Source organism: Phreatobacter aquiterrae, from assembly GCF_053471285.1.
In genome coordinates, this window is record NZ_JBJPHW010000011.1 from 42,950 (window position 1) to 61,100 (window position 18,151).

An 18,151-nucleotide genomic window follows, 5' to 3' on the forward strand; every position below is an offset into this window, starting at 1 on the left:
CGATCGCCCAGATCCAGCGCGACGCCGAATTCGGCAAGGCCCTGGCGGCCCTCTCGGCCGACGGACGCGTCAACACGCTCGCGGCCAAGGGCCTGACGGGCCACCAGCGCGCCGCGATCCTGATGCTGACGCTCGGCGACAAGGTCTCGGCGCGCATCTGGAAGCTGCTCGACGACGACGAGATCCGCGTCCTGTCCATCGCCATGTCACAGCTCGGCACGGTGGAGCCCGACGTGGTGGAGAGCCTCATGCTCGAATTCGTCGGTCGCTTGTCGGCGGCAGGCGGCCTGATGGGCAATTTCGACGCGACCGAGCGCCTCCTGTCGCAGTTCATGCCTACCGATCGCGTCGCCATGCTGATGGAGGAAATCCGCGGTCCGGCCGGTCGCAACATGTGGGAGAAGCTCTCCAACGTGCAGGAGCAGGTGCTCGCCAACTATCTGAAGAACGAGTATCCGCAGACCGTCGCGGTGGTCCTGTCGAAGATCCGGCCGGAGCATGCCGGCCGGGTGCTGGCCATCCTGCCCGAGGAGTTCGCCCTCGACGTCGTCGGCCGGATGCTGAAGATGGAAGCGATCCAGAAGGACGTGCTGGAGCGCATCGAGCAGACGCTGCGCACGGAATTCATGTCGAATCTCTCGCAGACCTCGCGCCGCGACAGCCACGAGGCCATGGCGGAGATCTTCAACTCCTTCGACCGCCAGACCGAGACCCGCTTCATCACCGCCCTGGAAGAGCAGAGCCGCGACTCCGCCGAGCGGATCAAGAGCCTCATGTTCACCTTCGACGACCTCGCCAAGCTCGACGCCGGTTCGGCGCAGACCCTCGTCCGGCAGGTCGACAAAGACAAGCTCGCCATCGCCCTCAAGGGCGCCAACCAGACCATGCGCGAATTCTTCCTGTCGCAGATGTCGACCCGGGCCGCGAAGATGCTGGCCGACGACATGCAGGCGCTCGGGCCGATGCGCCTCAAGGATGTCGACGAGGCCCAGGCCATGCTGGTCAACCTCGCCAAGGATCTCGCGGCGAAGGGCGAGATCATGATTTCCAAGAACCGTGCCGACGACGAACTGATCTTCTGAGGAACGATACGTGGTGGCACCGGTCAAATTTCTCTTCGATACGGAATTCGCCCAGGAGGCGAAGCGCGCCGCCGAGCCGAAGATCACGCTCGCGGAGCATCACCATCTCCTGGCGCTGGCCCGCCAGGAGGGCGAGGCGTCCGGCTTCATCGCCGGCGAGGGCAAGGCCATGGCCTCGATCGAGCGCCAGCGCGCCCTCGCCCTCGGTGTTCTCGGCGACCGCCTGAGCGGCGCTGCTGCTGCGCTCGGCGGGCTCGAATCCCGCCTGGAGTCGGAGGCCATCGACATCGCCGTGGCGGTGGCCACCAAGCTGGCCGGCGCCCTGATCGAGCGCGAGCCGCTGTCGGAGGTGCGCCGCCTCGTCGCGGACTGCTTCGCCAACCTGCGCGGCGTCCCGCATCTCGTCGTGCGGGTCAACGACGACCTGCTGGAGGACGCGCGCAACGAACTCACGCGCCTTGCCGCCGAAAGGGGTTTCGAGGGCCGGCTGGTCCTTCTCGCCGAGCCCGGAATCGCGATCGGCGACTGCCGCATCGAGTGGTCGAGCGGCGGCGTCATGCTCGATCGTGAAGAGACCGCGCGGCGCATCGTCGAGGCGGTCGGCCGCTATGTCGCATCCAATCCCGCCGGACCGGAAGAGGGACTGTCATGACCGAACCCACCGACAACGGAATGCCCCTTCCGGATCTCGAAAACGACGGCAGCCTGGATGTCGTGCCCGGCCTGGGCATGGGCATGGCCGACGACGACGATACCGGGGTCAAGGACGCCGCGGACCTCGAGGCCGTCTTCGACGTTCCGGTGAACGTCTCGGCGGTCCTCGGCCGCTCGCGCATGGACGTGGGCGAACTCCTGAAACTCGGTCCCGGAACCGTCCTCGAACTCGACCGCAAGGTCGGCGAGGCCATCGACATCTACGTCAACGACCGTCTCGTCGCGCGCGGCGAAGTGGTGCTCGTCGAGGATCGCCTCGGCGTGACCATGACGGAAATCATCAAAGCCGAGCGCTGAAGGAACCCGAACGATGCGACTCCTGATCGTCGGAACACTCAAGGGCCAGCTTTCCATCGCCACCAAGATGGCCGTGGACAAGGGTGCGGCCGTCACCAATGCCGAGGACATCGAGACGGCCCTGCGCGTCATGCGCGCCAAGGGCGCCGATCTCGTCATGGTCGACGTCGCCATGGATGTCAGGGCGCTCGTCCAGGCCTTCGCCGACGAGATGATCGCCGTGCCGGTGGTCGCCTGCGGAACCTCGAACGACGCCCGCGCGGCGGTGGCTGCAATCCATGCGGGGGCGAAGGAATACATTCCGCTGCCGCCCGACCCCGAACTGATCGCCGCCGTTCTCGCCGCGGTGGCCGACGACGCCAAGCAGCTCATCTACCGCGACGAGGCCATGGCCCGCGTCGTCCAGCTCGCCAACCAGGTGGCCGGCTCGGACGCCTCCATCCTCATCACCGGCGAGAGCGGCACCGGCAAGGAGGTGCTCGCGCGCTATGTCCACAACAAGTCGAACCGCGCCAAGGCTCCCTTCGTCGCGGTCAACTGCGCGGCGATCCCGGACAACCTGCTGGAGAGCGAGCTCTTCGGCCACGAGAAGGGCGCCTTCACCGGCGCCGTCGCCCGTCGCATCGGCAAGTTCGAGGAGGCCAATGGCGGCACGCTGCTGCTCGACGAAATCTCCGAGATGGACATCCGCCTGCAGTCGAAGCTCTTGCGCGCCATCCAGGAGCGCGTGATCGACCGCGTCGGCGGCACCCGGCCGGTGCCGGTCGACATCCGCATCCTCGCCACCTCCAACCGCACGTTGGCCGACGAGGTGCGCAAGGGCACGTTCCGCGAGGACCTCCTCTACCGGCTCAACGTCGTCAACCTGAAGCTGCCGCCGCTGCGCGAGCGCCCCGCCGACATCCTCGAACTGGCAGGACATTTCGCGAAGAAATATGCCGAGGCGAACGGCATGCAGCCGCGCCTGCTCTCGGCCGAGGCGCGCCGGCAACTGACGGTCGCGCGCTGGCCGGGCAATGTGCGCGAACTCGAGAACACCCTGCACCGTGCGGTGCTGCTGTCCTCCGGCCCGGAGATCGGCGTCGACGCCATCCGCACGCCCGACGGCGCGCGCCTCGACGAGCGGCGGGGGCCTGATCAGGTGGCGGCGCAGGCGGCCATTGCTGCGGAGGCGGTGACGCGCGGGCTCGTCGGCCGCACCGTGGCGGACGTCGAGCGCGACCTCATCCTCGACACGCTCGGCCACACGCTCGGCAACCGCACCCATGCGGCAAACATCCTCGGCATCTCGATCCGCACGCTGCGCAACAAGCTGAACCAGTATGCCGACGAGGGTCATGCCATCACCCCGCCGCCGCAGGGCGAGGCGCGCTACGAGGCCCGCTACGGCTGAGATGTCCAGGCCTGCCCGGGACCCTTCGCGGAACGGTTGCCACGGCAGCGGTCGGAGCAATGGCGCACCTCGTCCCAGACCCGCGCCCATTTCTTCCGCCAGGCGAAGGGGCGGCCGCAGGTCGCGCAGATCTTCTCCGGCAGGTCGGCCTTGCGGATCATCTTGGCCATGTCGCTTCGCATTTCCTGAACCGCCGCCGGGATCGCGCCGTATCAACCTGACCGGTCCTAATGCCGGAAGCGAGACGACGGCATCATGGCGGACAACGTCCTCATCTACGGCGGCACTGGCGGCATCGGATCGGCGCTGGCGCGCCGCCTGACCGGCCGGGGGCACGCTGTTCACCTGGTGGCGCGCGACCGGGACCGGCTGGAGGCCCTCGCGAGCGAGATCGGCGCCACCTTCTCAGTGGCCGATGTGGTGGACCGCGCGAGCATCGACGCAGCCGCCGCGGCGGCCGGCCCGAAGCTCGCGGGATTCGCCTATTGCGTCGGCTCCATCAATCTCAAGCCCGTGGCGCGGCTGACGGATGCCGACTTCACCCGCGATTTCGAGCTCAACGCCCTCGGCGCCGTGCGTGCCGTCCAGGCGGCGCTGCCCGCGCTGAAGGCCCATGACGGTTCGACCTCGTCGATCCTTCTCGTCTCGACGGTGGCGGTGGCGCAGGGCTTCGCCGCCCATGCGTCGGTCTCCATGGCCAAAGGCGCGGTCGAGGGGCTGACGGTGGCTCTCGCCGCAGAACTCGCCCCGAAGATCCGGGTCAACTGCGTCGCGCCGTCGCTGACCAGAACCCCCTTGGCGAAGGCCCTGACCAGCTCCGAGACCATGGCTAATGCCATTGCGGCGCTGCACGCCATTCCGCGTCTCGGCGAACCCGACGACGTCGCGGCTCTCGGCGCGCTGCTGCTGGACAAGGACGCGGGCTGGATCACGGGCCAGATCATCGGCGTCGACGGCGGCCGCTCCATGCTGCGCACCAAGGGCTGAGGCGTCATTGGCGACACTCCGCCTCATCCTCGGGGACCATCTCTCCCGCGATGTCGCCGCTCTCGACGGTCTGGAGGCCGGCGACGTGGTGCTCATGGCGGAGGTGGCTGAGGAGACGGCCTATGTCCCTCACCACAAGCAGAAGATCGCCTTCATCCTCTCGGCGATGCGGCATTTCGCCGGGGAACTGAGCGTGGAGGGGATCGTCGTCGACTATGTCCGCCTCGACGATCCGGAGAACAGCGGCAGCTTCACCGGCGAAGTGCTGCGCGCGCTCGACCGCCATGCCGTGGACCGCATCGTGGTGACGGAGCCGGGCGAGTGGCGCGTGCGCGCCATGATGGAAGAGTGGGCCGCGCTCACCGGCCTTCCGGTTGAGATCCGGGAGGACGACCGCTTCCTCTGCTCCCGCGGGCGGTTCGCCCGCTGGGCCGAGGGCCGCAAGGCCTTCCGGATGGAGTTCTTCTACCGCGAGATGCGCCGCGAGACGGGCCTGCTCATGGACGGCGACAAGCCAGTCGGCGGCCAGTGGAACTTGGACGCCGAGAACCGCAAGGCCCTGCCAAAGGGGGCGCGCCTGCCGCGCCGTCTGCGCTTTTCCCCAGACGCCGTGACGCGGGAGGTGATGGACCTTGTCGCACAGCGCTTCGCCGACCATTTCGGCGATCTCGAGCCCTTCGGCTGGGCGGTGACACGGGCCGACGCGCTGGCGGCGCTCGACCATTTCATCGCCGAGGGCCTGCCGTCCTTCGGCGACGTGCAGGACGCGATGAAGCGCGGCGAGCCCTTCCTCTACCACGGCCTCATCTCGCCCTATCTGAACGTCGGCCTGCTCACCGCGCGCGAGGTCTGCCTCGCCGCCGAGGCCGCCTGGCGTCGGGGCGCCGCTCCACTCAATGCGGCCGAGGGGTTCATCCGCCAGATCCTCGGCTGGCGCGAATATGTGCGCGGCATCTACTGGCACAAGATGCCCGGCTACGCCGAAACCAATGCGCTCGGGGCGATGCGTCCGCTGCCGTGGTTCTACTGGTCCGGCGAGACGGACCTCGCCTGTATCGCGGAGGTGGTCGGCGACACGCGCCGCAACGCCTATGCCCACCACATCCAGCGCCTCATGGTCACCGGCAACTTCGCGCTGCTCGCCGGTATCCGGCCGGCAGAGGTCGAGGCCTGGTACCTCGCGGTCTATGTCGACGCCTTCGACTGGGTGGAACTGCCCAACGTCCACGGCATGGTGATGTTCGCCGACGGCGGGCTGCTGGCGTCTAAGCCCTATGCGGCGTCGGGCGCCTATATCGACCGGATGTCCGACTACTGCTCCGGCTGCCGCTACGATCCGAAGATCAAGATCGGGGATGGGGCCTGTCCCTTCAACCTGCTCTACTGGAACTTCATCGCCGAGAATGCCGCGGCGCTGCGCGGCAACCCGCGCATGGCCATGCCCTACCGGACCTGGGAGGCGATGGAGCCGGCCCGCCGCGAGCAGATCGTGAACGAAGCGCAGGTCTTTCTCGATAGACTGTCTAGAGCTTGACACCCGTCTTTTCTTCGATCATTTTTTTGACATAGCCTTTAGCGAGATCCTTTATTAGTTCGAACGTGAAGCCGCCGGCACTTTGAACGCCCTTCTTTGTTTTATTCCATATTTCATCATCTTTTACACTATCTACGAAATCATGTCCCTGCCAAGTCAATCCTCTTACATTTACCTGTCCACCCAGCGAACGAAACTCCACCTCAATAAGTCCGTTCTGTTCAAGGAGATGCAAGTGCTCCCTCAGCTTTAAGGCATCCTCCTCTGACAGCGTTTCGTCTGGAGGCAAGCCAAGATTGGCCGCCCGAACCGACGAAATAGTCGAGAACTGACGTCTGCCTGCTTCAATTTGCAATAGAATGTCGCGGATGAAATCTAAGTCGCGCTTCAAAGGCCCCTCCTGATTTCACGCAATAATTGCATACTTCTAGATTGCAATCTAGCCGCGGATGACCTCTGCCTTCCGGCGGGGCTTTCGCCTGGCGATACGATCGGCTTTGATGCGTCGTGTCGATACACGTCACCAAACAATTGGCCCTGGAACGTCCACATGTCGCTTCCCGCTTCGCTCGCCAGCCGCCTGCAGCTTCCGGCGATCGGCTCGCCACTGTTCATCGTGTCCAATCCGGACCTCGTCATCGCCCAGTGCAAGGCGGGCATCGTCGGGTCCTTTCCGGCGCTCAATGCGCGCCCCGGTCCCGTGCTGGAGGACTGGCTCAAGCGGATCACCGAGGAACTCGGCGCCTATGACGAGGCGAACCCGCAGGCGCCGTCGGCGCCCTATGCGGTGAACCAGATCGTCCACAAATCGAACGACCGGCTCATGCACGACGTCGAGATGTGCGTGAAGTACAAGGTGCCGGTGGTCATCACCTCGCTCGGCGCGCGCCCCGAGCTCAACGACGCCATCCATTCCTATGGCGGCATCACGCTGCACGACATCATCAACATCACCCATGCGAAGAAGGCGCTGGAGAAGGGCGCCGACGGCCTGATCGCCGTGGCGGCCGGCGCCGGTGGCCATGCCGGCACGCTGTCGCCGCTCGCCCTGATCCAGGAAATTCGCGAGTTCTTTGACGGCCCGCTCGCGCTGTCCGGGGCCATCGCCACCGGCCGCGCCATCCTCGCCGCCCAGGCCATGGGCGCCGATGTCGGCTATATCGGTTCGGCCTTCATCGCCACGAAGGAGGCCAATGCGGCGGAGGCCTACAAGCAGGCCATCGTCGAGGGCACGGCCGGCGACATCGTCTATTCAAACCTGTTCACCGGCGTGCACGGCAATTACCTGCGCGCCTCCATCGTCAATGCCGGCCTCGACCCCGACCATCTGCCGGAGAGCGACCCCTCGAAGATGAGCTTCGGCTCCGGCGGCTCGGAGAAGAGCAAGGCCTGGCGCGACATCTGGGGGTCGGGCCAGGGCATCGGCGCCGTCAAGGCCGTGGAGAGCGCCGGCGAGTTCATCGCGCGCCTGAAGCGCGAATATGCCGCGGCCAAGACCGCGCTGGATGCCGTTACGACATGGCCGCTTCGTCCGGCGCACTGATCATAGCATCGGCTTGACGCGGCCTGCGGCTGCGTCATCCTTCCCTGACCCCCGAACAAGCCGGCATCGAGACCGGCTGACGACGCGCGTCGAGGGAGGATCTGACCGCATGAGCGAGATGTCACCACCGGAGGCCGGGTTGCGCTCGCGCGACCCGATCGTGCGACCGGCGACCGTCGAGGACATCAAGGCCGCCTTCGAGGCGGCCTGGGGCGACCTGAAGGCGGCCCCGGCCTACGGGCTGTTCTTCGGCGCCATCTACTGGCTCGGCGGGCTTGCGCTGCTGATCCTGCCGGCGCGCTTCGGCTATGTCTGGGCGGTGTTTCCGCTCGCCGCCGGCTTCGCCCTCATCGGCCCCTTCGTGGCGGTCGGCCTCTACGAAGTGTCCCGGCTGCGCGAACTCGGGCGGACACCGACGTGGTCCGGCGTTCTGGGCACCGTCTGGCGGCAGGGCGGGCGGGAGCTGTCCTGGCTCGCCTTCCTGACCATCTTCATCTTCATCATCTGGATGTATCAGGTGCGCATGCTCTATGCGCTGTTCTTCGGCTTCGCCTCGCTCGATCCCGTGACCTTCGCGCGCGCCCTGTTCCTCACGGCCGATGGCTGGACCTTCCTGACGGTGGGAACGGCGGTCGGCGCGGCGATGGCGCTGTTCACCTTCTCGATCACCGTGGTGTCGTTTCCGCTTCTGCTCGATCGCGACATCGACGTGGTGACCGCCATCATCACCAGCGTCAGGGCGGTGCAGGCGAGCCCCGTCGTCATGCTCGGCTGGGGCGCTGTGACGGCTGTGGTGATGTTCCTCGCCATGGCGCCGCTCTTTTCCGGCCTTCTCGTGGTGCTGCCGCTCTGGGGCCATGCGACCTGGCACCTCTACCGGCGGATCGTCACCTACGTCGACGGCTGACGGCGGCGGTTCACGCACCCGGCACGGTGCCCGCCGGCAGTCCCGCTACATGGTCGGCAATGGCGCCGGCCGTGGTGATCCAGACCTCTTCGCGCCGCGCGGCGATGTGCGACAACGCCCGCCTGAGCTGGCGGAGGCGATAGGGCTGGCCGACGATATAGGGATGCAGGGCAATGCCCATGACCAGCGGCATGGCGCGCGACTGGTCCAGCATCTCGTCGAACTGGTCGATGATCATGTCGGCGAACTGGCTGGCCGAATCCTTGCGAGCCACGACGGCCGGGATGTCATTCAGTTCCTGCGGATAGGGCAGGGACAGGATGCGGCCGCCGCCCCGCGTGGCGAACCAGACCGGCTGGTCGTCCTGGCACCAGTCGAGGAGATAGGTATAGCCGCCCTCGGCGAGGAGGTCGGGCGTCACGAGGCTCTGCGAGATCCAGGGGCCGAGCCAGCCCTTCGGCGGCTTGCCCTCCGCGGTTGCGATGACGGCGGTCGTCTCGTCGATCAGCGCCCGCTCGGCAGCCTCGTCGAGGATGCCCTGCCGCTCGGAGTTGGTCCGGCCGTGACCGAGAACCTCGTCCCCGCGCGCGCGAAAGGCGTCCATCACCTCCGGGCAGTAGGCGTAGATGGATGAATTGACGAGCACCGAGGCGGGCAGGGCGAGCGCGTCGAACAGCTCGATCATGCGCCAGACGCCGACGCGGTTGCCGTAGTCGCGCCAGGCGTAGTTCAGCACGTCGGGCTGCGGCCCGCCGGGCGCGAGTTCCGCGCCAAGGCCCGTGCCGAAGGCGAAATGCTCGAGATTGACACCGAGATAGACGGCGAGGCGCTTGCCCCCCGGCCAGCCATAGGTGGGCCGGCGGGTGATGGCGCTGTAGGCGTAGCGGCCGTGCGAGGACAGGGTGGGGGCAGGGGTCGGCTGGGTCATCGGGCGAACAAGGACCGTTCTGGAGGAGGGGGACAGGTTCCGGGACGGGATGCGGGATGGCAAGGACCATGCCGCAGGCGGCCCCCGCGGTTGCCGCATGTGGACCGCCCGCCGGGCGGCATTGCCTTCGGCGGGCTTCTGGGGATGATCGGCGCATCCCTCCACCCGGAAACCCCATGACCGCGCTTCCCCCCCTGTCCGACCTGACCATCGGCTTCGGCCATTCCGCCTATCGCCTCGGCGAGGAGTTTGCCCGCCGCAGCACCGGTATTCGTTTCGCCGAGTTCCGGACGGCGGCCGAATTCCACGCGCGCATCGGCGAGTTCGACGTGGCCTGCGTCTCGGCCTTCTGGCGCAACGCCCCACTGGAGAATGCCGGCAAGCTGCGCTTCATCCAGTCTGTCAGCGCCGGCATCGACGTCTTCGCCCTCGATGCGCTGAAGGCGCGCGGCGTGCGCCTGGCGAGCGCGCAAGGGGCGAATGCCATCGCGGTGGCCGAACACGCCATGGGCCTCACCCTCGCTCTGTCGCGGATGATCCACACGGCCCGCGACAACCAGGCGCGGAAGCACTGGCGCGGGATGATCTCCGATCCCCTCGCGCGCGAGGATGAACTGGCCGGAAAGACCATGCTGATCGTCGGCCTCGGCGGCATCGGCGGGCGTCTCGCCCGCTTCGCCAAGGCCTTCGACATGCGGGTCATCGGCTTGAAGCGCGACACGAGCGTGAAGGTGGACAATGTCGACGCGCTGGTCGGCCCGGCCGATCTCGACCGGGCTCTCGGCGAAGCGGATGTCGTGGCGCTGACCTGCCCGCTGACGCCCGAGACGGAGGGGCTGATCAATGCCACGCGCCTGAAGGCGATGAAGCCGGGCGCCCATCTCATCAACTGCGCGCGGGGCAAGGTGGTGGACGAGGATGCGCTGGTGGCGGCGCTGCAGGCCGGAACGATTGCCGCGGCGGGCCTCGATGTCACCCGCGAGGAGCCGCTCGCCGAGGCTTCGCCCCTGTGGACGATGGAGAACGTCCTCATCACGCCTCATACGGGTGGCGAGACAGCGGCCTATGAGAGGCGCGTCATCGACCTCCTGGTGGACAATCTCGGCCGTCTCGGTCGCGGCGAGCCGCTGGTGAACGGAGTCGTCTGACCGGCGGGGCGTAACGGCCCATGTGTTGCGTTTCCTCCCCCGATACCACCCAATCGGGGCAGCATGATTCGTTGTCGGCACCGACGCTCTCTAGGGGGGATCGTTGCGGGAGTGGCGCTGGCCACCGCGGCGATGGTCGCGGCCGGCCTGCCGGCGCGGGCCCAGACGGTCACAACACTCAGCTACCAGATGGCTGGCGGCAACCGGACGGCGCTGATCGTCGATTCCGCGCAAGGCCGCCCGGCGCCGCTCGTCATCGTCCTGCACGGGGCCAACGGCACGTCGGAGCAGGCGCGGCGCTACCTGACCTGGGACGAGGTCGCGGCGCGCGAAAAGCTCATCGTGGTCTATCCGCAGGGCGTCAGCGGCTCATGGAACGACGGTCGTCCCACCGATGGCCGCCGGTTCAACCCGGTCAGCCGCGTCGACGACGTCGCCTTCATCCGCCGGATCGTGTCCGATCTGGACACCCAGGTGAGGATCGACCGGCGGCGCGTCTATGTCGTCGGCGTGTCCGCCGGGGGCCACATGGTCTATCGCCTCATCTGTGAGGCCGGAGACATGATTGCTGCGGCGGCGCCGATGCTCGCGACCCTGTCCGTCATCTGGTCGCGGTCCTGTCCTGGTCAGCCCCTGCCCGTGGTGATGATCAACGGCACGCAGGACCGCATCTCACCCTGGGGCGGCCAGCCGGCCGGCGTCGATCCCGACGGAGCACTGCTGTCGGCGCCGGAGACCTTCGCCTTCTTCCGTGCGCGCAACGGCTGTTCGAGCTTCGGGGAGAGGGCTCTGCCGGAGCAGGCGACATCCGGCGGCTCGCGCGTCTTCATCATGGACGGAACGATCTGCCGCCGCGCGGTCCGCCTGTACCGTGTTGCGGGGGGCGGCCATCACACCCCGACGCGCTATGACCGCCGGATGCGGCCGGTCATCGGCGCCATGCTGGGCCTCCAGAACCACGACATCGAGGCGGACGAGGAGGTGTGGATCTTCTTCTCCGACAAGACCCGACCCTGACGGATCGCCAAAGGTCAGGGAATCAGCTGCGCCTTGACGACCGGCCATTGCATCTCGGCGCGATCGAGCGCCCGCGACGGGTCGGCGAGGAAGGCGGCCTTGTTCTTCTCGGAATGGAAGACGTAGAGGCGCTGTTCGTAAACGGTCCAGACGGAGGGATGGCCGGCGGTCGGAACACCTGCGCCGACGGCGACCGGGTCGTAGCCGCCGAAACGCGGCTCATAGGTTTCCGGATCCTGCATGAAGGCGTCGCGGTTGCCCTCGTTGAGGAAGCGCCAGGTCGCGCCGACCCAGGACAGCTCATAGGTGGAGGAGCCCTGGCGCGGCTCGCGCTCGGTGAAATAGGCGACCGGGTCGAAACCGTAGATGGCGAGCCCCGTCAGCCGGTCGGTCACCACCCGCTCGGTGGTGGCGGCGCGCGAGGCGGTCTCGCTGGTCATGCCGATCAGGACCGCGATGCCGGCATAAAGAGCGGTCACCGCGAGGGTCCAGGCCAGCGGTCGCAGAAACTGCCTCAACACCGACATCTTCTCTCCTGATTCTGGAGCTGTATCGATTCCGGACCATGGCGCTGGACGGTAACCAGTTCCTTACCGGCGCCGGCGAAATCCCGGTCTGGTGACCAAATGGTTACCATCGCTGGCCTAGAGTGGCCCGAGGACACGGTCTGCCGCACCGATGAGCGGCGAAGGCATTTCGAGAGGTGAACATGCGCCGTCCCACGTCATTCGACCGCCGCACGATCGTCGCCGGGCTCGGCGCATCGCTGCTGGCCGGCCTCCATCGCCCCGCCATGGCGCAGCGCACCTACGAGTCGCAGTCGCCGCGCACCTTCGCGCCCAACGAGGTCGTCTCGGCGGGCCACCGCTTCTTCGGCGGCGCCAGCCGGGGCCTCGCCAATCTGGTCGAGCGCGCCACCCAGCAATGGGGCCGCCCGACGGCCTATATCCTCGGCCAGGAAGGCTCGGGCGCCTTCGTCGCCGGCCTGCGCTACGGCGAGGGCATGCTCTACACCAAGGATGGCGGTGACTCGAAGGTCTACTGGCAGGGTCCGTCCCTCGGCTTCGACTTCGGCGGCGAGGGCGCCCGGACCATGATGCTGGCCTATCGGGTGCGTGACGTCCGGGACCTCGAGCGCCGCTTCATCGGCGTCGACGGCTCGGCCTATCTGGTCGGCGGCCTTGGCATGACGGCGCTCGGCGCCGACAACATGCTGGTGGTGCCGATCCGCACCGGCGTCGGCGCACGCCTCGGCGTCAATGGCGGCTATCTGAAGTTCACCTCGCGTCCGACCTGGAACCCCTTCTGACGGCTCGCGCCGGGAGAGGACGCCCGATGTCGTGAATGACGCAATGGCGGCGGCACTTTGCGCGGCGGTATTGGCATGGCAGAAGAGTGTCTCGCTGATCTTCAGGGAGTCGCGCCGTCGTGACGATCGAGACCGCCATGGTCTTCGTGCTGGGTTTCGTCGTGGCGGCGCTTCTCTCGCTCGCGCTGATGGGCGCCGTCTGGCGGCGCGCCGTGCGTCTGACCACCCGCCGGGTCGAGAGCGCCATTCCCATGTCCATGGCCGAGATCAAGGCCGAGAAGGACCAGGTGCGGGCCGAATATGCCCTGGCGATCCGGCGCACCGAGATTGAGGCCGAGCGGCTGCGTGAGGCCGCCAACCTTCAGACCATCGAGATCGCCAGGCGCACCGAGACCATTCGCGACCTGAACGCCGAACTCGACGCGCGGGCTGCGCGCATCGCTGGCCTCGAGGGCGCCAAGGCCTCCCTCGAGGAGGCTCTGGCGGAGAGCCGGGCGACCGTCGCGGCGAAGATCGAGGAACTGGCGCGCGGGGCGGCTCATCTCGCCGAGCGGGAAGCGGCCTTCGAGGCGCTGACCCGCGAGCATGCCGACAAGGTCGCCGAGAGCGACAGCCAGCGCGTCGAGATCGTGGCGCTGCGCACGCAGGTCGACAACCAGCGCAACCAGATCGGCCAGCTCTCGGCCGAACTCGCGACCGCCGAGGGCGACCTCGCCGCCCATCGGCTGTCCTACGCGGAGACCTCCAATCTGCTGACCTCCGAGCGGCAGCGGATCGCCGACGTCCAGGCGGCGCTGAAGCGCGAGCAGGAAGGCGCCGCCGAATTGCGCGCCGAGATTGCCGAGACACGCCGGGCGCTCGCCGAGACGACGACCCTGCTCACGGCCGAGCGCCGCAAGGCCAGCGAGCAGCATGCGGAGATCCGGACGCTGCAGGGCAAGCTGGCCACCGACGAGAAGCGGATCGCCAAGCTGGAGCGGGAGAAGGCGAAGCTGGACACGGCTCTCGCCGAGCAGAAGGAAGCCGCCACCCGCGAGCGGCAGGCCCGCGACGAGATCGAGCGGAGCGTGGCGCGGATCGAGGCGGAACGGGACCGGGTGCGCAGGGAGATCGACGAGGTGAAGGACCGCAGCGCCGAGACGGCCCGTCGCCTGCAGATCGCCGCCGAGACGGCGATCGCCGAGAAGAACGTGCTGGAAGGGTCCCTCGCCAAGGCGCGCGAGGATCGCACTCGCATCCAGCGCGAGGTGGCCTCGCTCGCCCGTGCCGCCGAAACCTCCCTGATGCGGGAAGCCAAGGACACGGCTGCCCTGAGGGCGAAGATCGACGAGGTGGCCATCGACGTGACCCGCGTGACGGCTATCCTCGAGGGACCCGGATCGCGGATCGAGGAGATTCTCGCCGCTGCGGCCTCGGAGAAGGCGCCGGCTGGCGGACGCCGTCTGCGGGGCGAACTGCCGCTGGCCGAGCGGATCAGGGCCGTGCTAGGCGCGACGCGCGGTCGGCAGGCGGCGGAATAGGCTTGCCGGGGCGAGCCCCCGTCATGGGGAGCTCTGCGGCGTCAGGAGCCGCGGCGGCCGAACTTCGCCACCCGCTCGATCTCCGAGCGGTCGATGCCGAGGTCCTTCAGCATTTCCGGGCTGAGATCGTGCAGGGCCGCGGCCGCCCGGCGGATGCGCAGGTATTCCCGGATCGAGCTGAACAGCACGAAAACGCGATTGGCGAAGCGCGTGGAGAGAGCGTCGTGCGCAGTGGTCTGAAGTGTCGTGATGGACATTGGTAACTCCCATGGATCGGATGATGTCGTGTCTCATCCCGAGATTTCGGGTTGAGCGTTCGGTCCATGGGTCGTGTTTCAAATGTTGATGGTTCGAAAATCATCAATCAATTTTCGTGATATTACTCATCAACGATGGTGCAATGCACCATCGAGGGGGCGCCGCACCGGACAGGGCCGGCGCGGCGTTTGCCGTCACTTGCGCGAGAAGTTCTGGCGAATCTCCTCGAAGCTCTCCTTCATCCGGTCCTGGATGACGCGGATCGCTTCGGCATTGGATTTCTGCAACAGCTCGGCCATGTCGCGGGTGTTCTTCACCGCCGCTTCCATGGCCTTCTTGGTGAACTCGGTCTGCGCCGCCATCATCTCCTGGGCGCTGCCGGGCAGCTTGAAATTCTGCGCCGCGGCCTGGATGTCCTTGATCGCCGCCTCGATAATCTCCTTCTGGCGCGCCGCGATCGCGGTCGCGCCTTCCGCCGCCGCCTTGCCGCTGGCGGCCAGCGCCTCGAGGTTCTTGCGGTGATGATCGACGATCGTCTGCATGTCGACGGCCGGGACCTTCATGTCCTCGCCGAGCTTCTTGAACATGTCGATGATCGATTGGGGCGTCTGGGTCATGGCACTACTCCGCTTCGCATCAAGACGTGGGCTTGTCGCAGGAAGGCGTGGGCTCGCGCCTGCCTCCACCGCAAGGCCGACGACGGGCCTCCGCCGTCCCGACGGTAGGCCCGACAGGTGACCGGATCAAGAATTGCGGATCAGAACCTCGATCGTATGGAGCACCAGCCCGGCGAGGCCGCCGATCAGCGTTCCGTTCAGCCGGATATATTGCAGGTCGCGGCCGATGTTCAGCTCCATCAGCCGGATCAGCTGCTGCATGTTCCAGGCCTTGACCTGCTCGGCGATGAAGCGGGACGCGCCGCTCTTCTGCTGCTCGACGAGGGTCGAGAGGGTCACGACGAAGCCCTCGTTGATCTCCGCCTTCATGCGCGTGTCATTGGCAAGCTTGGCTCCGATCTCGGTGAGGACGAGCGTCATCTGCGCTTCGATCTTCGACTGGGGCGACGCGACGTCGCGCTCGACATAGGTCGTGATGCCGCGCCACAGCGTCAGGGCGATGTCGCGCAGTTCCTGCCGGCCGAGCAGGTCCTGCTTCAGCTTCTCGGCGCGTGCGGCATAGTCCGGGCTGTCGCGCAGGCTGACGATGAAGCCCTCGACGAAGCGGTCGAATTCCAGCCGGAGCGCGTGGTTGGGATCCTGCCGCACCTCGTCGAGGAAGGTGTTGGTGGATTTCAGGATGCGGTTCAGCAGGTAGGCGTCGGCCTTGAACAGATTGAACAGGGTCGGCAGTTCGTTGCGGATCTTGTCGCGAATGCCGTCGACGGTGGCCTGGTTGCCGAGGATCTTCTCGACGGAGTCGATGAGTTCGTCCAGCAACCGCTGGTGCCGTCGATCCTCGGTGATGGCTCCGAGAAGCTGCGCGGCGAGGGGGCCGAGCTTCACGGCGCCGACCTGATCGGCCAGCCGCTCGGCGAGAAACTCCTTGATCCGCGACTGGTCCATGCCGGCCAGCGCGCCGGGCAGGAGGTTGACGGCAAATCGGGCGGCAGCGCCGCTCCGTGACGCATCCGCCAGCCAGCCCGCGATGTGCGAGGCGAAATCCACATCCCGCAGTTTCGCGCCGACCGGTCCCGGCGCCAGGAAGTTCGTCTCGACGAACTTTCCGAGGCTGTCGGCGATCCGCTCCTGGTTCTTCTGGATGATCGCCGTGTGGGGGATCGGCAGGCCCATCGGGTGCTTGAACAGGGCGACGACGGCATACCAGTCGGCGAGGCCACCGATAGTCGCCGCCTCGGCGAAGGCGGCGACGAAGCCGAAGGCCGGGTGGCGATGCTCCATCAGCTTCGCGGCGATCATCAGGGTGACGCTGAAGGCGAGCAGCGAGGTTGCAACGACCTTGGCCCGGCGCAGGGCCGCCTGCTTCTCCGCGTCGCGGACCGACAGGTCGCTGCCGCCCTCGTGCGGACGGGCCGGGTCAGCCGGCGGGGGCAGGGCCATGGGGAAACGTCTCCGGCGGAATGGTTCCTTGAGATAAGGGGAACGCGCCGCTGGAGGAAGGGTTCTGCGGCTCGTCATCGGGCATCCATAAATTGTGCAATGCACAATTTATGTTGCAATGCACAATAGCTGGCTCTATATTCACGCTACCCGCCGGGCCTCGACAGGACGGCGGACCATGGCTCGAACGAGAATGGAGACACCAATGTTCGATCAGACGATGAAGACCGCTGCCGAAGCCTATTTCGGCCAGGTGAAGCAGGCTTTCGAGGGCTTCTCGGCAAAGCCGGGCAAGCTGGAAGTTGCTCCTGCCATCCGTGAATTCGCCACCCGCCAGACCGAGACCGCCAAGGCGCGCCTTGCCGCCGCGCAGAAGGCGTCGCTTGATGCGGCCGCCGGTCTCGAGACCGCATCCGTCGCCGCTGCCGGCTTCGGAGCCAGTCTGGTTCGCGCCGCCGTCGAGGGCGCGGTCGCCAACACGACCATGGCCATCGACGCCGCCCGGGACATCGCCGCCACGGCCAACCCGCAGGATGCGATGCGTCGCTACGGCGATTTCGTGAAGGCCTTTGGCGAGGCCAATTTCACCCGCGCCAGGGATGGCTTCGCGCAGATGCGCGATGGGGCGACCGAAGGCGCCAAGGTGCTCCAGGCCGAGGCTTCGAAGCTCGCGTCTGTCGCTGCCAAGGCCGCCTGAACGGGCGTCCCCGCTTCCTGATCCGTTCCCCCCATGTGGAAGGGCCCGCCGGTTTGACCGGCGGGCCCTTTCGCGTTGTGCCGCAGGGATGGGCGCCTCAGACCAGCGCCGCTTCAACCTCGCGGAGGACCTGATTGCGGCGCGGGGCAATGCCGTCGGCGTCCGTCACCGCGAGAAATCCGGTGACCTCGCCGCCCTCGAAGGTGAAATGCGCGCCGAACTTGCGGGCCAGCGCCCGCATCGCGCGGTTGGCGGCAGTCGAGGTGATGCGCAGCATCGGGTAACGGGAATAGCGCGCCGCGGCCATCACGGCCTCGAACAGGCGCGTACCGATGCCCATCTGCCGAAACTGCGGTTCGACGGAGAAGGCGATGTCGGCCGGATCGTCGGGCGTCGGTGGGTGCAGCTCAGCCGCGCCGCGCACGTGACCCTCGCGGTCGAGCAGCGCGAAGATGCGCGTGCGCCCGGCAAAGCAGCGCTGCGAATAGCGATGGATGAATCTGTCGTCGGCGACGCCGTTGAACCGCTCGCGGCGCCCGGCCGCATCCAGCCTCAGGAGGTGGTCGCGATGGAGGTCGGAATCAGTCCCGGTGAGTTCGCGAAGCGTGCCGAGCTCGTGAAGGGCTCGTGCCATGGTGATCTCCTCGTGATTGTCGTCCCGAGGCGTTCACATCCCTAGAAGCCGCATATTGTGCAGTGCAGCATGAATGTCAATGCACTGGCTGCATATCTCCCTGCCGCCGCGGCGCGGCGGCTCAAG

21 protein-coding genes are annotated in these 18,151 nt (G+C 67.1%); 13 read left to right on the plus strand and 8 right to left on the minus strand.

Annotated features, from left to right (window positions below):
- Positions 1 to 41: 41 nt before the first annotated feature.
- From fliG to flbD, 4 genes are read left to right on the plus strand one after another with little or no spacing between them, the layout of a single operon-like run.
- On the plus strand, positions 42 to 1,082 hold the full coding sequence (gene fliG / locus ACJ4V0_RS16525) for a flagellar motor switch protein FliG (RefSeq protein ID WP_448300820.1): 1,041 nt from the start codon (positions 42 to 44) through the stop codon (positions 1,080 to 1,082).
- 10 nt (positions 1,083 to 1,092) lie between these two features.
- The gene (fliH, locus tag ACJ4V0_RS16530) at positions 1,093 to 1,734 is read left to right on the plus strand and encodes a FliH/SctL family protein (protein ID WP_448300696.1); all 642 of its coding nucleotides are present in this window, start codon (positions 1,093 to 1,095) and stop codon (positions 1,732 to 1,734) included.
- Entirely contained in the window at positions 1,731 to 2,093 is a 363-nt protein-coding gene (gene fliN / locus ACJ4V0_RS16535) for a flagellar motor switch protein FliN (protein ID WP_448300697.1), read from the plus strand. The genes fliH and fliN overlap by 4 nt, the downstream gene beginning before the upstream one ends.
- Before the next feature lie 13 nt (positions 2,094 to 2,106).
- Positions 2,107 to 3,486: a sigma-54-dependent transcriptional regulator FlbD gene (flbD, locus tag ACJ4V0_RS16540; RefSeq protein ID WP_448300698.1), complete on the plus strand. Its 1,380-nt coding sequence runs from the start codon at positions 2,107 to 2,109 to the stop codon at positions 3,484 to 3,486.
- Here flbD and ACJ4V0_RS16545 read toward each other — a convergent pair.
- On the minus strand, positions 3,477 to 3,656 hold the full coding sequence (locus tag ACJ4V0_RS16545; RefSeq protein WP_448300699.1) for a DUF2256 domain-containing protein: 180 nt from the start codon (positions 3,654 to 3,656) through the stop codon (positions 3,477 to 3,479). The two genes, flbD and ACJ4V0_RS16545, sit on opposite strands and share 10 nt — an antisense overlap.
- A gap of 85 nt (positions 3,657 to 3,741) precedes the next feature.
- On the opposite strand from ACJ4V0_RS16545, the gene ACJ4V0_RS16550 reads away from it, so the two are divergent.
- Together ACJ4V0_RS16550 and ACJ4V0_RS16555 are read left to right on the plus strand one after the other, a co-directional pair.
- Positions 3,742 to 4,473, plus strand: a complete 732-nt coding sequence (locus ACJ4V0_RS16550) for an SDR family NAD(P)-dependent oxidoreductase (RefSeq protein ID WP_448300700.1) — start codon at positions 3,742 to 3,744, stop codon at positions 4,471 to 4,473.
- A gap of 7 nt (positions 4,474 to 4,480) precedes the next feature.
- Positions 4,481 to 6,007 (plus strand): cryptochrome/photolyase family protein, encoded by a 1,527-nt coding sequence (locus ACJ4V0_RS16555; protein WP_448300701.1) that lies wholly within the window; start codon positions 4,481 to 4,483, stop codon positions 6,005 to 6,007.
- On the opposite strand, the gene ACJ4V0_RS16560 is transcribed toward ACJ4V0_RS16555, so the two are convergent.
- On the minus strand, positions 5,997 to 6,398 hold the full coding sequence (locus tag ACJ4V0_RS16560) for a DUF2513 domain-containing protein (protein WP_448300702.1): 402 nt from the start codon (positions 6,396 to 6,398) through the stop codon (positions 5,997 to 5,999). The two genes, ACJ4V0_RS16555 and ACJ4V0_RS16560, sit on opposite strands and share 11 nt — an antisense overlap.
- A gap of 159 nt (positions 6,399 to 6,557) precedes the next feature.
- On the opposite strand from ACJ4V0_RS16560, the gene ACJ4V0_RS16565 reads away from it, so the two are divergent.
- Positions 6,558 to 7,550, plus strand: coding sequence for an NAD(P)H-dependent flavin oxidoreductase (locus ACJ4V0_RS16565; RefSeq protein WP_448300703.1), 993 nt, complete (start codon positions 6,558 to 6,560; stop codon positions 7,548 to 7,550).
- 109 nt (positions 7,551 to 7,659) lie between these two features.
- Positions 7,660 to 8,457 (plus strand): DUF2189 domain-containing protein, encoded by a 798-nt coding sequence (locus tag ACJ4V0_RS16570; protein ID WP_448300704.1) that lies wholly within the window; start codon positions 7,660 to 7,662, stop codon positions 8,455 to 8,457.
- Between the two features lie 10 nt (positions 8,458 to 8,467).
- Here the strand turns inward: ACJ4V0_RS16570 and ACJ4V0_RS16575 are convergent, their stop codons facing one another.
- Positions 8,468 to 9,385: a polysaccharide deacetylase family protein gene (locus tag ACJ4V0_RS16575; protein ID WP_448300705.1), complete on the minus strand. Its 918-nt coding sequence runs from the start codon at positions 9,383 to 9,385 to the stop codon at positions 8,468 to 8,470.
- Between the two features lie 176 nt (positions 9,386 to 9,561).
- Between ACJ4V0_RS16575 and ACJ4V0_RS16580 the strand changes: the two genes are divergently transcribed.
- Both ACJ4V0_RS16580 and ACJ4V0_RS16585 read left to right on the plus strand, forming a co-directional pair.
- The gene (locus ACJ4V0_RS16580; protein ID WP_448300706.1) at positions 9,562 to 10,533 is read left to right on the plus strand and encodes a D-2-hydroxyacid dehydrogenase; all 972 of its coding nucleotides are present in this window, start codon (positions 9,562 to 9,564) and stop codon (positions 10,531 to 10,533) included.
- A 111-nt stretch (positions 10,534 to 10,644) separates the two neighbouring features.
- Positions 10,645 to 11,550: a CE1 family esterase gene (locus ACJ4V0_RS16585; protein WP_448300707.1), complete on the plus strand. Its 906-nt coding sequence runs from the start codon at positions 10,645 to 10,647 to the stop codon at positions 11,548 to 11,550.
- Between the two features lie 14 nt (positions 11,551 to 11,564).
- On the opposite strand, the gene ACJ4V0_RS16590 is transcribed toward ACJ4V0_RS16585, so the two are convergent.
- Positions 11,565 to 12,077: a YHS domain-containing (seleno)protein gene (locus ACJ4V0_RS16590; protein WP_448300708.1), complete on the minus strand. Its 513-nt coding sequence runs from the start codon at positions 12,075 to 12,077 to the stop codon at positions 11,565 to 11,567.
- A 182-nt stretch (positions 12,078 to 12,259) separates the two neighbouring features.
- Between ACJ4V0_RS16590 and ACJ4V0_RS16595 the strand changes: the two genes are divergently transcribed.
- Together ACJ4V0_RS16595 and ACJ4V0_RS16600 are read left to right on the plus strand one after the other, a co-directional pair.
- Entirely contained in the window at positions 12,260 to 12,859 is a 600-nt protein-coding gene (locus ACJ4V0_RS16595; RefSeq protein WP_448300709.1) for a DUF1134 domain-containing protein, read from the plus strand.
- A 119-nt stretch (positions 12,860 to 12,978) separates the two neighbouring features.
- On the plus strand, positions 12,979 to 14,379 hold the full coding sequence (locus tag ACJ4V0_RS16600; RefSeq protein ID WP_448300710.1) for a coiled-coil domain-containing protein: 1,401 nt from the start codon (positions 12,979 to 12,981) through the stop codon (positions 14,377 to 14,379).
- A gap of 41 nt (positions 14,380 to 14,420) precedes the next feature.
- On the opposite strand, the gene ACJ4V0_RS16605 is transcribed toward ACJ4V0_RS16600, so the two are convergent.
- The 3 genes from ACJ4V0_RS16605 to ACJ4V0_RS16615 all read right to left on the minus strand — a co-directional run bounded on the left by ACJ4V0_RS16605 (position 14,421) and on the right by ACJ4V0_RS16615 (position 16,694).
- Positions 14,421 to 14,636, minus strand: coding sequence for a DUF1127 domain-containing protein (locus tag ACJ4V0_RS16605; RefSeq protein ID WP_448300711.1), 216 nt, complete (start codon positions 14,634 to 14,636; stop codon positions 14,421 to 14,423).
- Between the two features lie 195 nt (positions 14,637 to 14,831).
- On the minus strand, positions 14,832 to 15,254 hold the full coding sequence (gene phaP / locus ACJ4V0_RS16610; RefSeq protein WP_448300712.1) for a TIGR01841 family phasin: 423 nt from the start codon (positions 15,252 to 15,254) through the stop codon (positions 14,832 to 14,834).
- Positions 15,255 to 15,380: 126 nt separating this feature from the next.
- A complete protein-coding gene (locus ACJ4V0_RS16615; RefSeq protein ID WP_448300713.1) occupies positions 15,381 to 16,694 on the minus strand; it encodes a DUF445 domain-containing protein in 1,314 nt (437 codons plus the stop codon).
- Positions 16,695 to 16,899: 205 nt separating this feature from the next.
- On the opposite strand from ACJ4V0_RS16615, the gene ACJ4V0_RS16620 reads away from it, so the two are divergent.
- Positions 16,900 to 17,391 (plus strand): hypothetical protein, encoded by a 492-nt coding sequence (locus ACJ4V0_RS16620; RefSeq protein WP_448300714.1) that lies wholly within the window; start codon positions 16,900 to 16,902, stop codon positions 17,389 to 17,391.
- Between the two features lie 97 nt (positions 17,392 to 17,488).
- On the opposite strand, the gene ACJ4V0_RS16625 is transcribed toward ACJ4V0_RS16620, so the two are convergent.
- Positions 17,489 to 18,025, minus strand: coding sequence for a GNAT family N-acetyltransferase (locus ACJ4V0_RS16625; RefSeq protein WP_448300715.1), 537 nt, complete (start codon positions 18,023 to 18,025; stop codon positions 17,489 to 17,491).
- Between the last annotated feature and the right edge of the window lie 126 nt (positions 18,026 to 18,151).

Coding starts and splice junctions, on each gene's coding strand:
- ACJ4V0_RS16620 (WP_448300714.1), top strand. CDS start 16,900: ATGTTCGATCAGACGATGAAGACCGCTGCCGAAGCCTATTTCGGCCAG.
- phaP (WP_448300712.1), bottom strand. CDS start 15,254: ATGACCCAGACGCCCCAATCGATCATCGACATGTTCAAGAAGCTCGGC.
- ACJ4V0_RS16550 (WP_448300700.1), top strand. CDS start 3,742: ATGGCGGACAACGTCCTCATCTACGGCGGCACTGGCGGCATCGGATCG.
- ACJ4V0_RS16580 (WP_448300706.1), top strand. CDS start 9,562: ATGACCGCGCTTCCCCCCCTGTCCGACCTGACCATCGGCTTCGGCCAT.
- ACJ4V0_RS16575 (WP_448300705.1), bottom strand. CDS start 9,385: ATGACCCAGCCGACCCCTGCCCCCACCCTGTCCTCGCACGGCCGCTAC.
- ACJ4V0_RS16590 (WP_448300708.1), bottom strand. CDS start 12,077: ATGTCGGTGTTGAGGCAGTTTCTGCGACCGCTGGCCTGGACCCTCGCG.
- ACJ4V0_RS16625 (WP_448300715.1), bottom strand. CDS start 18,025: ATGGCACGAGCCCTTCACGAGCTCGGCACGCTTCGCGAACTCACCGGG.
- ACJ4V0_RS16545 (WP_448300699.1), bottom strand. CDS start 3,656: ATGGCCAAGATGATCCGCAAGGCCGACCTGCCGGAGAAGATCTGCGCG.
- ACJ4V0_RS16615 (WP_448300713.1), bottom strand. CDS start 16,694: ATGGCCCTGCCCCCGCCGGCTGACCCGGCCCGTCCGCACGAGGGCGGC.
- flbD (WP_448300698.1), top strand. CDS start 2,107: ATGCGACTCCTGATCGTCGGAACACTCAAGGGCCAGCTTTCCATCGCC.
- ACJ4V0_RS16605 (WP_448300711.1), bottom strand. CDS start 14,636: ATGTCCATCACGACACTTCAGACCACTGCGCACGACGCTCTCTCCACG.
- fliN (WP_448300697.1), top strand. CDS start 1,731: ATGACCGAACCCACCGACAACGGAATGCCCCTTCCGGATCTCGAAAAC.
- ACJ4V0_RS16570 (WP_448300704.1), top strand. CDS start 7,660: ATGAGCGAGATGTCACCACCGGAGGCCGGGTTGCGCTCGCGCGACCCG.
- ACJ4V0_RS16595 (WP_448300709.1), top strand. CDS start 12,260: ATGCGCCGTCCCACGTCATTCGACCGCCGCACGATCGTCGCCGGGCTC.
- ACJ4V0_RS16565 (WP_448300703.1), top strand. CDS start 6,558: ATGTCGCTTCCCGCTTCGCTCGCCAGCCGCCTGCAGCTTCCGGCGATC.